This is a genomic window from Escherichia sp. MOD1-EC6300 (assembly GCF_002965045.1).
GTDB lineage: Bacteria > Pseudomonadota > Gammaproteobacteria > Enterobacterales > Enterobacteriaceae > Escherichia > Escherichia coli_F.
The window spans coordinates 81,267-96,094 of sequence record NZ_PTRH01000011.1 but is presented as its reverse complement, the minus strand read 5'-3'; the positions used below and the strand labels follow the sequence as shown (position 1 = coordinate 96,094).

The window sequence follows — 14,828 nt, the reverse complement described above, 5'->3', positions numbered from 1 at the left end:
TTTGGGGGCGCTTAAGCCCCCAAAAGTATTTATTTTAAAAATACATACAACCAATTAATACATAAAATATATAAGTTATGAATGCGGTGGCTGAATAAAGCTATTTTTATTCATCGAGAAAATAGCCATACTGACGCCTTCAATGGATATTGATATTCACTACAGATATTGTTCGCAGCAGACAGGATGTATTTAATATGCCAACAGTTCTCTCTCGCATGGCGATGCAACTCAAAAAAACAGCCTGGATAATTCCCGTCTTCATGGTTTCGGGATGCTCATTATCTCCGGCAATCCCGGTGATCGGCGCTTATTATCCCAGCTGGTTTTTCTGCGCCATTGCCAGCCTTATTTTGACGCTCATCACGAGGCGAATTATTCAGCGGGCAAATATCAATCTGGCATTTGTCGGAATTATTTATACCGCCCTTTTTGCTCTCTACGCCATGCTGTTCTGGCTGGCATTTTTCTAATCTATTTGAGACGCGCTCATGGAAAGTACGCCGAAAAAAGCTCCTCGCAGTAAATTCCCTGCTCTGTTAGTGGTTGCGTTGGCGCTGGTTGCCCTTGTTTTCGTTATCTGGCGCGTAGACAGTGCGCCATCAACTAATGACGCCTACGCGTCAGCAGATACCATTGATGTGGTGCCGGAAGTCAGCGGTCGCATTGTAGAACTGGCGGTCACCGACAACCAGGCGGTGAAACAGGGCGATTTGCTGTTCCGCATCGACTCGCGCCCGTACGAAGCCAATCTGGCGAAAGCCGAAGCCTCCCTCGCGGCGCTGGATAAGCAAATTATGCTCACCCAGCGTAGCGTTGACGCACAACAGTTTGGTGCCGACTCGGTTAATGCCACGGTAGAAAAAGCCCGTGCCGCCGCGAAACAGGCCAGTGATACATTACGCCGCACCGAGCCATTACTGAAAGAAGGTTTCGTCTCAGCGGAAGACGTTGACCGTGCAAGAACGGCGCAGCGCGCCGCAGAAGCAGATCTTAATGCCGTATTGTTGCAGGCGCAGTCAGCCGCCAGCGCCGTCAGCGGCGTGGATGCGCTGGTGGCGCAACGTGCGGCAGTGGAAGCGGATATTGCGTTGACGAAACTGCATCTGGAAATGGCGACCGTTCGCGCGCCGTTTGATGGCCGAGTCATTTCCCTCAAAACCTCGGTTGGGCAATTTGCTTCTGCCATGCGCCCTATTTTCACCCTAATCGACACTCGTCACTGGTACGTGATCGCCAACTTCCGCGAAACCGATCTGAAAAATATTCGCTCGGGTACACCCGCAACGATTCGCCTGATGAGCGACAGCGGCAAAACCTTCGAGGGTAAAGTGGATTCGATTGGCTACGGCGTGCTACCGGATGACGGCGGTCTGGTGCTGGGCGGCCTGCCGAAAGTGTCTCGTTCTATTAACTGGGTCCGCGTTGCCCAGCGTTTTCCGGTCAAAATCATGGTTGAAAAACCTGACCCGGAAATGTTCCGCATCGGCGCTTCGGCAGTCGCTAATCTTGAGCCGCAATAATGAGCGCGCTCAACTCCCTGCCATTACCGGTGGTCAGGCTGCTGGCGTTCTTTCATGAAGAGTTAAGCGAGCGGCGACCAGGCCGCGTGCCGCAGACTATGCAACTCTGGGTAGGCTGCTTGCTGGTGATTCTGATCTCGATGACTTTTGAGATCCCTTTTGTGGCGTTATCACTGGCAGTGCTGTTTTACGGTATTCAGTCGAACGCGTTTTACACCAAATTTGTCGCGATCTTGTTTGTGGTCGCCACGATGCTGGAAATCGCCAGCCTGTTTTTGATCTACAAATGGTCATATGGCGAACCGTTGATCCGATTGATCATTGCCGGACCGATCCTGATGGGCTGTATGTTTTTGATGCGCACCCATCGGTTGGGGCTGGTCTTTTTCGCCGTCGCCATTGTCGCTATTTACGGGCAAACCTTCCCCGCCATGCTCGACTATCCGGAAGTGGTCGTGCGCTTAACGCTGTGGTGTATCGTTGTCGGCCTCTACCCGACGTTATTGATGACGTTAATCGGCGTGCTGTGGTTTCCCAGCCGTGCTATCACGCAGATGCATCAGGTGCTTAATGATCGGCTTGATGATGCCATTAGCCACCTGACGGACAGCCTCGCACCGCTACCCGAAACGCGGATTGAAAGAGAGGCGCTGGCGCTGCAAAAACTCAATGTCTTTTGCCTCGCGGACGATGCCAACTGGCGAACTCAGAGCGCATGGTGGCAAAGCTGCGTGGCAACGGTAACCTACATTTACTCGACGCTGAATCGCTACGATCCCACCTCTTTTGCTGATTCTCAGGCAATTATTGAATTTCGGCAAAAATTAGCCTCAGAAATCAACAAACTGCAGCATGCCATTGCCGAAGGTCAGCGCTGGCAAAGCGACTGGCGGATCACTGAAAGTGAAGCGATGGCGGCACGGGAATGTAACCTGGAGAATATCTGCCAGACATTGTTGCAACTGGGTCAGATGGACCCAAATACGCCGCCAACGCCCGCCGCCAAACCGCCATCAATGGTCGCCGATGCTTTTACCAATCCAGACTATATGCGCTACGCGGTAAAAACGCTGCTCGCCTGTTTGATCTGTTACACCTTCTACAGCGGCGTGGACTGGGAAGGCATTCACACCTGTATGCTGACCTGCGTGATCGTCGCTAACCCCAATGTCGGTTCGTCGTACCAGAAGATGGTGTTGCGTTTTGGCGGGGCTTTTTCCGGCGCAATTCTGGCGCTGTTATTCACGCTACTGGTCATGCCCTGGCTGGACAATATTGTCGAATTGCTATTTGTGCTGGCACCGATTTTCCTGTTAGGCGCATGGATTGCCACCAGCTCTGAACGCTCTTCTTATATCGGCACACAGATGGTGGTCACCTTCGCGCTCGCCACGCTCGAAAACGTTTTTGGCCCGGTGTACGACCTGGTGGAAATTCGCGATCGCGCCCTGGGTATCATCATTGGTACCGTGGTGTCCGCGGTGATTTACACCTTTGTCTGGCCTGAAAGTGAAGCGCGCACACTGCCGCAAAAACTGGCTGGCGCGCTGGGTATGTTGAGTAAAGTAATGCGGATCCCACGCCAGCAGGAAGTCACGGCTCTGCGCACTTATCTGCAAATTCGTATAGGTCTGCATGCGGCGTTTAATGCCTGTGAAGAGATGTGCCAACGCGTGGCGCTGGAGCGTCAACTGGACAGCGAAGAACGCGCGTTACTGATTGAACGTTCGCAAACGGTTATTCGTCAGGGCCGCGATATTCTTCACGCCTGGGATGCAACCTGGAACTCGGCGCAGGCGCTGGATAACGCACTACAGCCGGACAGAGCAGGCCTGTTTGCCGACGCACTGGAGAAATACGCCGCCGGCCTGGCAAGCGCATTCAGTCGTTCTCCTCAAATAACGCTTGAAGAAACACCCGCCTCGCAGGCCATTCTGCCGACCTTATTAAAACAGGAGCAACACGTCTGCCAGCTTTTCGCCCGCTTGCCAGACTGGACAGCCCCGGCATTAACGCCCGCCACGGAACAGGCACAAGGAGCCACGCAATGATCAATCGTCAACTTTCACGCCTGCTGTTGTGCAGCATTCTCGGCAGCACGACGCTGATTTCCGGCTGTGCCCTGGTACGTAAGGATTCTGCGCCTCATCAACAGCTCAAACCGGAACAAATCAAACTGGCCGATGATATTCATCTTGCCAGCTCCGGTTGGCCGCAGGCGCAGTGGTGGAAACAACTCAATGACCCGCAGTTGGATGCTTTGATCCAACGGACGCTAAGTGGTTCACACACCCTCGCCGAAGCGAAACTGCGGGAAGAAAAAGCGCAGTCGCAGGCCGATTTGTTAGATGCCGGTTCACAATTACAGGTCGCAGCGTTAGGGATGCTCAACCGCCAACGTGTCTCGGCGAACGGCTTTTTAAGCCCTTATGCTATGGATGCGCCAGCACTGGGTATGGACGGGCCGTACTATACGGAAGCCACAGTCGGTTTGTTTGCCGGACTGGATCTTGATTTGTGGGGTGTGCATCGCTCAGCGGTTGCCGCCGCCATTGGCGCGCATAATGCAGCGCTGGCAGAAACCGCAGCAGTAGAGCTATCGCTGACCACGGGCGTAGCGCAGCTTTATTACAGTATGCAGGCCAGCTATCAGATGCTCGATCTGTTAGAACAAACTCGCGATGTGATTGATTACGCGGTGAAAGCGCACCAGAGCAAAGTGGCGCACGGCCTGGAAGCGCAAGTGCCTTTCCACGGCGCGCGGGCGCAGATTCTGGCGGTCGATAAACAAATTGCTGCCGTTAAAGGGCAAATCACCGAAACGCGAGAATCTCTGCGTGCATTGATTGGCGCAGGAGCCAGCGATATGCCGGAGATCAAAGCGGTGGCATTACCGCAAGTCCAGACCGGTATTCCGGCGACACTCTCTTATGAGTTGCTCGCCAGACGCCCGGATCTGCAAGCCATGCGTTGGTATGTTCAGGCGTCATTAGATCAGGTGGATTCCGCGCGGGCGCTGTTCTACCCGAGCTTTGATATCAAAGCATTTTTCGGCCTTGATGCCATCCACCTGGATACCTTATTCAAAAAAACCAGTCGCCAGTTCAATTTCATTCCTGGTCTGAAATTACCGCTGTTTGATGGTGGACGGTTGAATGCCAATCTCGAAGGCACGCGCGCCGCCAGCAACATGATGATTGAACGTTACAACCAGTCAGTACTGAATGCGGTGCGCGACGTTGCAGTCAACGGCACGCGTCTGCAAACGCTCAACGACGAGCGGGAGATGCAGGCAGAACGCGTAGAAGCAACGCGCTTCACCCAGCGCGCTGCCGACGCCGCCTACCAACGAGGCTTAACCAGTCGCTTACAGGCCACCGAAGCCCAGTTGCCGGTGCTTGCCGAAGAGATGTCATTACTGATGCTGGACAGCCGCCGGGTGATCCAAAGCATTCAGTTGATGAAATCGCTGGGTGGCGGGTATCAGGCGGCTCCCGTCGTCGAGAAAAAATAAAATGTCAGCCGCGTGATGGCTGTCACGCGGTATTTCGTTTCGTCACGTCAAAACTGACGACAGCCTGTTTTTCGTCAGAGTTTTGAACAAATAGTGCCCGTAATATCAGGGAATGACCCCAAATAAAATGTGGCATAAAAGATGCATACTGTAGTCGAGAGCGCGTATGCGTGATTTGATTAACTGGAGCGAGACCGATGAAAAAAGTCGTCACGGTTTGCCCCTATTGCGCATCAGGTTGCAAAATCAACCTGGTCGTCGATAACGGCAAAATCGTCCGGGCGGAGGCAGCGCAGGGCAAAACCAACCAGGGTACCCTGTGTCTGAAGGGGTATTATGGCTGGGATTTCATTAACGATACCCAGATCCTGACCCCGCGCCTGAAAACCCCCATGATTCGTCGCCAGCGTGGCGGCAAACTCGAACCTGTTTCCTGGGATGAGGCACTGAATTACGTTGCCGAGCGCCTGAGCGCCATCAAAGAGAAGTACGGTCCGGATGCCATCCAGACGACCGGCTCCTCGCGTGGTACGGGTAACGAAACCAACTATGTAATGCAAAAATTTGCGCGCGCCGTTATTGGTACCAATAACGTTGATTGCTGCGCTCGTGTCTGACACGGCCCATCGGTTGCAGGTCTGCACCAATCGGTCGGTAATGGCGCAATGAGCAATGCTATTAACGAAATTGATAATACCGATTTAGTGTTCGTTTTCGGGTACAACCCGGCGGATTCCCACCCTATCGTGGCGAATCACGTAATTAACGCTAAACGTAACGGGGCGAAAATTATCGTCTGCGATCCGCGCAAAATTGAAACCGCGCGCATTGCTGACATGCACATTGCACTGAAAAACGGCTCGAATATCGCGCTGTTGAATGCAATGGGCCATGTCATTATTGAAGAAAATCTGTACGACAAAGCGTTCGTCGCTTCCCGTACAGAAGGCTTTGAAGAGTATCGTAAAATCGTTGAAGGCTACACGCCAGAGTCGGTTGAAGATATCACCGGCGTCAGCGCCAGTGAGATTCGTCAGGCGGCGCGGATGTATGCCCAGGCGAAAAGCGCCGCCATCCTGTGGGGCATGGGTGTAACCCAGTTCTACCAGGGCGTGGAAACCGTGCGTTCTCTGACCAGCCTCGCGATGCTGACCGGTAACCTCGGTAAGCCGCATGCGGGTGTAAACCCGGTTCGTGGGCAAAACAACGTGCAGGGTGCCTGCGATATGGGCGCGCTGCCAGATACTTACCCTGGCTACCAGTACGTGAAAGATCCGGCTAACCGCGAGAAATTCGCCAAAGCCTGGGGTGTAGAGAGTCTGCCAGCACATACCGGTTATCGCATCAGCGAGCTACCGCATCGCGCAGCGCATGGTGAAGTGCGTGCCGCGTACATTATGGGCGAAGATCCGCTACAAACTGACGCGGAGCTGTCGGCAGTACGTAAAGCCTTTGAAGATCTGGAACTGGTCATCGTTCAGGACATCTTTATGACCAAAACCGCGTCGGCGGCGGATGTCATTTTACCGTCAACGTCGTGGGGCGAGCATGAAGGCGTGTTTACTGCGGCTGACCGTGGCTTCCAGCGTTTCTTCAAAGCAGTTGAACCGAAATGGGATCTGAAAACGGACTGGCAGATTATCAGTGAAATCGCCACCCGTATGGGTTATCCGATGCACTACAACAACACCCAGGAGATCTGGGATGAGTTGCGTCATCTGTGCCCGGATTTCTACGGTGCGACTTACGAGAAAATGGGCGAACTGGGCTTCATTCAGTGGCCTTGTCGCGATACTTCAGATGCCGATCAGGGGACTTCTTATCTGTTTAAAGAGAAGTTTGATACTCCGAACGGTCTGGCGCAGTTCTTCACCTGCGACTGGGTAGCGCCAATCGACAAACTCACCGACGAGTATCCGATGGTACTGTCAACGGTGCGTGAAGTCGGTCACTACTCTTGCCGTTCGATGACCGGTAACTGTGCGGCACTGGCGGCGCTGGCTGATGAACCTGGCTACGCACAAATCAATACCGAAGACGCCAAACGTCTGGGTATTGAAGATGAGGCATTGGTTTGGGTGCACTCGCGTAAAGGCAAAATTATCACCCGTGCGCAGGTCAGCGATCGTCCGAACAAAGGGGCGATTTACATGACCTACCAGTGGTGGATTGGTGCCTGTAACGAGCTGGTTACCGAAAACTTAAGCCCGATTACGAAAACGCCGGAATACAAATACTGCGCCGTGCGCGTCGAGCCGATCGCCGATCAGCGCGCCGCCGAGCAGTACGTGATTGACGAGTACAACAAGTTGAAAACTCGCCTGCGCGAAGCGGCACTGGCGTAATACAGTCCTTTCTACAGCCTCCTTTCGGAGGCTGTTTTTTTATCCATTCGAACTCTTTATACTGGTTACTCCCTACCCAATCGTATTATCAAAATGAAAAAAATTATCGCATTGATGTTGTTTTTGACATTCTTTGCCCACGCGAACGGCTCCGAGCCTGGCAGTCAGTATCTCAAGGCTGCAGAGGCTGGAGACCGACGCGCACAATATTTTCTTGCCGACAGCTGGTTTAGCTCCGGCGATTTGAGCAAAGCCGAATATTGGGCACAGAAAGCCGCCGACAGCGGTGATGCTGATGCCTGCGCGCTGTTGGCGCAGATCAAAATCACCAATCCGGTCAGTCTGGACTATCCACAAGCAAAAGTTCTTGCAGAGAAAGCGGCGCAAGCGGGCAGTAAAGAAGGTGAAGTAACGCTGGCGCATATTCTGGTAAATACGCAAGCGGGTAAACCGGATTATCCAAAGGCGATTTCGCTGTTAGAAAACGCCTCGGAAGATCTGGAGAACGACTCTGCCGTCGATGCCCAAATGCTGCTTGGTTTGATTTACGCCAACGGCGTGGGCATTAAGGCCGACGATGACAAGGCAACCTGGTATTTCAAACGCAGCTCTGCGATTTCCCGAACCGGTTATTCCGAGTACTGGGCGGGAATGATGTTCTTAAATGGTGAAGAAGGTTTTATCGAGAAGAACAAACAGAAGGCGCTGCACTGGCTGAACCTGAGCTGTATGGAAGGGTTTGATACCGGGTGTGAAGAGTTTGAAAAATTAACTAACGGTTAATGTAGGCCTGATAAGACGCGGCAAGCGTCGCATCAGGCATCCACACATTGCCGGGTGTATGTCCCCGGCAATCCTCAATTATTGATCCGCAGTTTTATCAAATTTGCCCAGCACTTCGCGCTCATAAGCCAGCGCTTTCTTACGGTCAAATTTGTGTTCCCACTTGGCAATCACCAGCACCGCCAGCGCATTACCCACCACGTTCAGCGCAGTACGCGCCATGTCGAGGATACGGTCAACACCGGCAATAAACGCCAGACCTTCCAGCGGGATCCCTACGCTGCCCAGCGTTGCCAGCAACACCACAAACGACACGCCCGGCACGCCAGCAATCCCTTTCGAGGTCACCATCAGCGTCAGCACCAGAATGATTTCCTGCCAGATGGACAGGTCAATGCCATACAACTGCGCGATGAAAATAGCGGCAATACTTTGATACAGCGTCGAACCATCAAGGTTAAAAGAGTAACCGGTCGGCACCACGAAACTGGTGATCGACGCCGGTGCACCATAGGCTTCCATCTTCTCAATAATTCGCGGCAGCACGCTTTCAGAGCTGGCAGTGGAGTACGCCAGAATCAGCTCATCTTTCAGAATACGAATCAGGATCCAGACGCTTAACCCACACAGGCGCGCCACAATTCCCAATACCACCAGCGCGAAGAACAGAATGGCGAAATGCACCAGCAGCACCAGTTTCGCCAGTGGCCACAGAGACGAGAAACCAAAGTTAGCCACCGTCACCGCAATCAGCGCAAACACACCCACCGGCGCATAACGCATCACCATATGAGTCACTTTAAACATGGTTTCAGAGATGGAGCGGAACACGGTCACCAGCGGTTCACGATGCGTCGCGGGCAGGGAGGAAAGCCCCAGACCAAACAGTACCGAGAAGAAGATGATCGGTAACATTTCGCCTTTCGCCATCGACGCCACAATGTTCGTCGGCACCAGAGACAAAATCGTGCCCATAATACCGTGGGAACTGCTCTGTACCGCTTCTGTAGTGCTCTGATATTTCGAGATATCGACGGTTGCCAGCTGCGACATATCCACCCCGGCACCGGGCTGGAAGACGTTCGCCAGGGTGATCCCCAGAATGATGGCGACAGTGGTGATCACCTCGAAATAGATAATGGTTTTCGCGCCAATACGCCCGAGCTGTTTGGCATCACCAACACCCGCAATACCCACCACCAGCGTGGAAATAACAATCGGCACAACAATCATTTTGATCAGATGGATGAAGATATCACCCGCCGGAGAGAGCAAATTGACGACCAGCCATTCGCGACTGTCGCTATGGTAGTGCAGGTAGCTTCCCAGGAGAATGCCCAGCACCATAGCAAACAGAATCTGCCAGGCCAGGCTGAATTTTATATTTTTCATCAGAATAACTTCCTCAATGGAGCGCCGTTCCCGTTCAGAAACGCGAGAACGTGACATACTGCCAGGGCATGAATTGTGTTGCGTTGGTTTGTAGATTTTTTTAACGCTTATAATCAGTATCATTTGCGCGGTATGTTGCGCAACCCTTTAACAACAGAGCTTTTCGCTGCATTAATGCATAATAACGCGAGTTTATGGTAGGATTAATGAATAACCATTTGTTATGGAAAGATTTTTATTTGTTTAATCTGCAATAATACTGATTGGTGATTATTTTTGGTATATGTTCATTCGATTGTTTTTTATGCAGCTCAATAACATAATCTTCATCACCAAATGATTAATCTGATCTCCGCTGCAACAGTTTCGCCAAATTAATCGACTCGACCAGCTGTGTCCGGTTGATCCGGGGTGAGTTGAGATCCATCACTTTTTGCCATAGTTCGATGGCTTGCGCGTAATTCGCCTGCATAAACGCATCGGAAGCCAGCAGCATCAGAGCGGTGATTTCGTTAGAGTCCAGCGCGAGGGCTTTGTCGATCATTGCGCGAGTCTGGGCGGTCATATGCTGGCTGGCCTGGTAATAAAGCACCGTCGCCAGCGCCGCATACAGTTCAGCGTTCTCACCACGTAATTGCAACGCCTGACGGTACGCCAGCAGCGAATTGCTGTAATCGTTTTGCCACAGATAATACTCGCCCAGTAACGCCCATTGTTCGCTGTTTTGTGGATTAGCGCGGATTTTATCCTGCAATGCCTGAAGCTGCGCTTCCGGGGTTTGCTGGCTGGCAAACTGATGTAGCGGATCGCGCTGACGCTGATACTCCGCACGCACCGCCTGCCATTTCTGGCTTAACAGATAACTGCCAACACAGAGAAATACCATCAATATCGTGAGTGTTGTCAGCATCTTCACCGGTATTTGAGGCTGTTTCATCGCTTCGCCCTTACCCGCCAGAGGATCAAGGCCATCGCCAGTAACAACACCACTGGCAGCGCCCACAACACGAGCGTCTGACCGGTTAACGGTGGGTTATAGCGAACAAAATCTCCGTAACGTTCGGTCATCCAGCCAATGATTTCGACTTCACTTTTCCCCTCCGCCACCATGCTGTAAACCTGATGGCGCATACTGACTGCCACCGGCGCATTGGATTCCAGTAAGTTCTGATTCTGGCACTGCGGGCAGCGTAACTGGCTGGCAATAGTTAACGCCTGTTCCTGTTGTTGCGGATTGGCGAATTGCCATGTGTCTACGACCTGAGCGCGCGCAAAACAGGTAAATAACAGCAGTAGCGTGAGAAGACCTTTATTCATCGCGCTTCCTTCCCCGCCATCCGCTTAACAATGCGCCCGCAATCATCAACAATCCTCCCCCCCAGATCCAGCGCACACCGCTTTGTACATACAAACGAAAAGCGTAACGATCCGCTCCGGTTTTCTCGCCCATGACCGCATACCAGTCATGGATGCCGTTCCAGCGAATTGCCGGTTCCATCATTTGCTGACGACGTGCTTCGTAAAAACGCCGCTCCGGCGTCAGTTCACCAATGCGTTGCTGATGGTCAAACAGCGCCACTATCGCTTTTTCGCTGGTGTAATTACCTTTGGCTTGCAGATCGAGGCGCTCAAAACGGAAGGTATATCCTGCCAGAGTCACCTGCTGACCCGGCTGTAAATTCAGGCTGATCTCCTGACGGCTGACGCTTGAAACCACGATCCCCGCGGCAAATAACAGCACACCCGCATGCGCCAGCAGCGCCGGAAGCTGCACGCGTTTGCCAGAGACAAACGTCGTCAGCACAATCACCACCAGCATCAACAGACCAAACGGTAACGTTGCGCGGTTAAAATATGGCGCACCAACGGAGAGGCGTCCCCAGCCCAGCAGGCCGTAAATCATCGGATAAAGCGTTCCCACCAGCACGATCAGTAGCACTGCGCAAAACAGCAACAGCGTAGCGAGGATTAACATTTCCCGCGATAACCCCGATAAACGCACCGCCGGGCCACCGTCCCGCGCTCGCCAGCCATACAGAGCCAGAGACGCAAGGCTAATCAACGCAAACAGGCTGAACAACGGCACGGCGCGGACGTTATCCAGTGCGAACGCATGAACCGAAACCAGAATGCCAGAACGGACAATTAAGGTGCCCAGCAGCGACAGCATCAGAGTAACTATCGCCAGTAACAGCGACCAGTGGCGGAAAATCCCCCGCTGGCGTGTCAGGGACAAACTGTGCAGCAGCGCAGTGGCAGAAAGCCAGGGTAATAAAGAGGCGTTTTCCACCGGATCCCAGAACCACCAACCGCCCCAGCCCAGTTCGCAATAGGCCCACCAGGAACCAAGGATGATCCCCGCAGTTAATGCGCTCCAGCCAGGTAGTGCCCAATGCCAGCAAATTCGGGCGCTGACACAATCAAACTCGCCGCGCAGTAGACTCGCCAGCGCCACGCTCGCCGCTACCATCAAACCGCCATAGCCAAGGTAAAGCAGCGGTGGATGAAAGATAAGACCGGGATGTTGCAGCATCGGATTGAGATCTCGGCCTTCGATTGCTGGCGGAAATATCCGCGCAAACGGATCGGACCACAGCACCACAAACAGCAACAGTGCGGCGAGCATGAGAGATAAAACGGCTAATGTCAGCGGAAATAGCGGATCGGTTTGCTGCCGATAATGCCAGGCAAACAGCGCACTCCACGCGGAAAGGAGTAGCACCCAAAGTAGCAACGAACCTTCATGCCCTCCCCACACTGCCGCCAGTTTGAGTTCCCACGACAGCAGGCTGTAGCTATGTTGGGCGACATAAATGACCGAGAAATCGCTGATGAGAAAACAATACGACAGTACGCCAAAAGCGATCAGCAGGAGCGCGAACTGTGCCAGAGTGCCGATGCAAGTGAGTCGCATCATGGCAGGCCAGCGCAACCGCACTCCCGCAAAGGTTGTCAACGGGGTCAACACGTTGACCCCAAGACTTAACAACAACGCCAGAAAACCGACTTCAGGAAGGAATACGTCCAGAAACCACCTCTTTTCTGGCTTACGCCACCGTTAACTGCCCGGCGTAGAGAATGAAAAAGCGCAGCATCAACACGCCGACCAGGCTGGCTCCACACGCCGCCAGCACGGCAGGAATGCCGGAACTACGATTCACCCACGGTTTGAGCAACATTGGCACAATCAGCCCCAGCCCGGCGACACCAAGCCAGAACCACCACGTCCAGAAACCACCGCCCAATGCTGCCACCAGCGCACGCACTTTGCCGTCATCGCCCAGCGCCAGTCCAACAAAAAACGCCACCAGCAGGAAGATTTCGCCCCATACCACAGGGATCTCCATACGGTGTACAAAGTGCGCTTCCGTGGAGTGCGGATTACTGCGCTGGCGTATCGCCATAGCGATCAACGCCACCGCCGCACCGGACGAAATGCCGGAGAAGAGGAACAGCACCGGTAAAATCGGATTATTGAGGAACGGATATGATTTCAGCGCCGACAGCAGAAAGCCGGTATAAGCCCCCAGCAACACCGCCAGCACCAGCATTAGCGTTTCCAGTCCGCGGTGAACGGGCGTCAGCAGACTCAGAACCTTTTGTACGATCCCCAGCTTCGGCAACCAGCGTTGTTGCAGGGCAAGCAAATCATGTTCAAAGATTTTCGCCAGCCACAGCACCAGCACCACCATGTAGAGCTGAAACAGCATCACCCCCATCGACATCACCGAGGTAAAACTGTAATGGAACATCAGCTTCCAGAAGGTCCACGGTCTTGTCAGGTGGAAGACGAGAATCAACAGACCGAGGATCACCGCGCCAGGCCCGACAATCAGCGTGGTGCGCAACAACGTACTGTCTGCACCGCCCGCCTGCGGGTAGAAGCGACGTAACAGCACGGCCAGCGTCACCAGACCGGCAGAAATACCAATCAAAAACAGGTAGATGGCAATCGGCCAGTCCCACACCAGCGATTCAAAATGAAATGCGGAAGTCTGCGTCATTGGCTCACCTCCCCGTATTTAAACGGTACGCGGTACAGCTTCGGTTTGGTTCCCAGCGCCAGCTTGTAGCGGTAAGTGGGCTTCTGGCGTAGCAGTTGCGAAATCTCACTGTTGGGATCGTCCAGATTGCCAAACGTCAGCGCCTTCGTCGGGCAAGCCTCAACGCACGCAGGCAGCTTACCGGCCTGCAAATTGGTCTTACGGCAGAAATCGCATTTGTCCGCCGTCTTCGTGACCGGATGGATAAAGCGCACGCGGTACGGACAGGCGGCGATGCAGTACTGACAACCGACGCAGAGATCTGGGTTAACATCGACAATCCCGCTGGCAGCATCGCGAAAAGACGCACCCGTTGGGCAGACGTCAACGCACGGTGCATGGTCGCAGTGCTGGCAAGACTTACGAAAGAAGCGATATTTCACATCAGGAAATTCGCCCTGCGGCTCGCTACGAATAATTGTCAGGCGCGAGACGCCTTCCGGCACCTTGTTCACTTCCCGACAAGCATCCATACAGGCAGTACAGCCGATGCATAACGACTCGTCATGCACCATGCCGTAACGCACCCCATTGATATTCAACGTTTTCGCCACCACGCGTCCTGCGGTGCCGCTGACGGCTGCCAGCACGCCGACGCCGGTGAGAAACTGGCGACGAGACCAGGTCATGGCTGCTCCTTAAGCAACGGAACAGACGCCGGGTTAAAGTTCGGATTGGTGCGCTGATCGCTGTGGCAATCGACGCAAATCTTAATCCGTCCTTTGTCACTTAACGTCTGCATCGTATCTTGCTGTGGATGCAGGGAATGGCAGCTGGCGCACGCCACTTTGGTTACGTGGACATCGTGCGGCCAGAACGCTTTTTGCAACTGTTCCGGCAGATGGCAGGACATACAGACGCTGTTCTGCTCTCCAACCTTGTACATCGGCTCGTTAAAGCGCATCACATCTTTCACCCCTTCGCGGTGTTGCGGTGATGGCTGGCCGTGACAGTTGGTGCAGGTGACCGGCAGTTTGTTATTCGGGTTGATAACGGAAGCATGTTTGCCATGCATACCTTCGGTATCTGGTTTATGACAGTCCAGACAGGCGGCATCCGGGTTACGCTGCTGGGTAACTTCGTAGCGATCACCAGATGCCTGCGACGCAGGGGTAGCGGTAATTCCGTTCAGGCTCCACAACAGGCCCGACGCCAGCACCCCGGCAGTTAATAACGAACGTAATACGCTCATATTCACTCCATTGTGTTTTCCGCCCCTTGCGAGGCG

General features: G+C 53.5%; 13 protein-coding genes. 6 read left to right on the top strand and 7 right to left on the bottom strand.

Annotated elements, in window-relative coordinates; genetic code table 11:
- Positions 1-197: 197 nt before the first annotated feature.
- The 6 genes from BGE37_RS17030 to yjcO all read left to right on the top strand — a co-directional run bounded on the left by BGE37_RS17030 (position 198) and on the right by yjcO (position 8,165).
- Positions 198-473, top strand: coding sequence for a YtcA family lipoprotein (locus BGE37_RS17030; protein ID WP_001305715.1), 276 nt, complete (start codon positions 198-200; stop codon positions 471-473).
- A gap of 18 nt (positions 474-491) precedes the next feature.
- Positions 492-1,523, top strand: a complete 1,032-nt coding sequence (gene mdtN, locus BGE37_RS17025; RefSeq protein WP_105277338.1) for a multidrug efflux transporter periplasmic adaptor subunit MdtN — start codon at positions 492-494, stop codon at positions 1,521-1,523.
- Complete coding sequence (mdtO, locus tag BGE37_RS17020; protein WP_105277337.1) at positions 1,523-3,574, top strand: multidrug efflux transporter permease subunit MdtO; 2,052 nt, start codon at positions 1,523-1,525, stop codon at positions 3,572-3,574. Before mdtN ends, mdtO begins: the two co-directional genes overlap by 1 nt.
- Positions 3,571-5,037: a multidrug efflux transporter outer membrane subunit MdtP gene (gene mdtP, locus BGE37_RS17015; protein WP_105288246.1), complete on the top strand. Its 1,467-nt coding sequence runs from the start codon at positions 3,571-3,573 to the stop codon at positions 5,035-5,037. Before mdtO ends, mdtP begins: the two co-directional genes overlap by 4 nt.
- 197 nt (positions 5,038-5,234) lie before the next feature.
- Entirely contained in the window at positions 5,235-7,382 is a 2,148-nt protein-coding gene (gene fdhF / locus BGE37_RS17010) for a formate dehydrogenase subunit alpha (protein ID WP_001300547.1), read from the top strand.
- Between the two features lie 93 nt (positions 7,383-7,475).
- Positions 7,476-8,165, top strand: a complete 690-nt coding sequence (gene yjcO / locus BGE37_RS17005) for a Sel1 family TPR-like repeat protein YjcO (protein WP_000719893.1) — start codon at positions 7,476-7,478, stop codon at positions 8,163-8,165.
- A gap of 78 nt (positions 8,166-8,243) precedes the next feature.
- On the opposite strand, the gene gltP is transcribed toward yjcO, so the two are convergent.
- From gltP to nrfB, 7 genes are all read right to left on the bottom strand, one after another.
- Complete coding sequence (gltP, locus tag BGE37_RS17000) at positions 8,244-9,557, bottom strand: glutamate/aspartate:proton symporter GltP (RefSeq protein WP_001361135.1); 1,314 nt, start codon at positions 9,555-9,557, stop codon at positions 8,244-8,246.
- A gap of 340 nt (positions 9,558-9,897) precedes the next feature.
- Entirely contained in the window at positions 9,898-10,494 is a 597-nt protein-coding gene (gene nrfG / locus BGE37_RS16990) for a heme lyase NrfEFG subunit NrfG (RefSeq protein ID WP_105288245.1), read from the bottom strand.
- Positions 10,491-10,874, bottom strand: coding sequence for a heme lyase NrfEFG subunit NrfF (nrfF, locus tag BGE37_RS16985; protein WP_105288244.1), 384 nt, complete (start codon positions 10,872-10,874; stop codon positions 10,491-10,493). Before nrfF ends, nrfG begins: the two co-directional genes overlap by 4 nt.
- Complete coding sequence (locus BGE37_RS16980; protein ID WP_105288243.1) at positions 10,867-12,585, bottom strand: heme lyase CcmF/NrfE family subunit; 1,719 nt, start codon at positions 12,583-12,585, stop codon at positions 10,867-10,869. The genes nrfF and BGE37_RS16980 overlap by 8 nt, the downstream gene beginning before the upstream one ends.
- Positions 12,586-12,604: 19 nt before the next feature.
- Entirely contained in the window at positions 12,605-13,561 is a 957-nt protein-coding gene (gene nrfD / locus BGE37_RS16975; protein WP_000195167.1) for a cytochrome c nitrite reductase subunit NrfD, read from the bottom strand.
- Positions 13,558-14,229, bottom strand: a complete 672-nt coding sequence (nrfC, locus tag BGE37_RS16970; protein WP_000220281.1) for a cytochrome c nitrite reductase Fe-S protein — start codon at positions 14,227-14,229, stop codon at positions 13,558-13,560. The genes nrfD and nrfC overlap by 4 nt, the downstream gene beginning before the upstream one ends.
- Complete coding sequence (gene nrfB / locus BGE37_RS16965) at positions 14,226-14,792, bottom strand: cytochrome c nitrite reductase pentaheme subunit (protein WP_001353532.1); 567 nt, start codon at positions 14,790-14,792, stop codon at positions 14,226-14,228. The genes nrfC and nrfB overlap by 4 nt, the downstream gene beginning before the upstream one ends.
- Positions 14,793-14,828 lie beyond the last annotated feature (36 nt).

Coding starts and splice junctions, on each gene's coding strand:
- nrfB (WP_001353532.1), bottom strand. CDS start 14,792: ATGAGCGTATTACGTTCGTTATTAACTGCCGGGGTGCTGGCGTCGGGC.
- nrfC (WP_000220281.1), bottom strand. CDS start 14,229: ATGACCTGGTCTCGTCGCCAGTTTCTCACCGGCGTCGGCGTGCTGGCA.
- mdtN (WP_105277338.1), top strand. CDS start 492: ATGGAAAGTACGCCGAAAAAAGCTCCTCGCAGTAAATTCCCTGCTCTG.
- mdtO (WP_105277337.1), top strand. CDS start 1,523: ATGAGCGCGCTCAACTCCCTGCCATTACCGGTGGTCAGGCTGCTGGCG.
- BGE37_RS17030 (WP_001305715.1), top strand. CDS start 198: ATGCCAACAGTTCTCTCTCGCATGGCGATGCAACTCAAAAAAACAGCC.
- nrfF (WP_105288244.1), bottom strand. CDS start 10,874: ATGAATAAAGGTCTTCTCACGCTACTGCTGTTATTTACCTGTTTTGCG.
- gltP (WP_001361135.1), bottom strand. CDS start 9,557: ATGAAAAATATAAAATTCAGCCTGGCCTGGCAGATTCTGTTTGCTATG.
- nrfD (WP_000195167.1), bottom strand. CDS start 13,561: ATGACGCAGACTTCCGCATTTCATTTTGAATCGCTGGTGTGGGACTGG.
- nrfG (WP_105288245.1), bottom strand. CDS start 10,494: ATGAAACAGCCTCAAATACCGGTGAAGATGCTGACAACACTCACGATA.
- yjcO (WP_000719893.1), top strand. CDS start 7,476: ATGAAAAAAATTATCGCATTGATGTTGTTTTTGACATTCTTTGCCCAC.
- mdtP (WP_105288246.1), top strand. CDS start 3,571: ATGATCAATCGTCAACTTTCACGCCTGCTGTTGTGCAGCATTCTCGGC.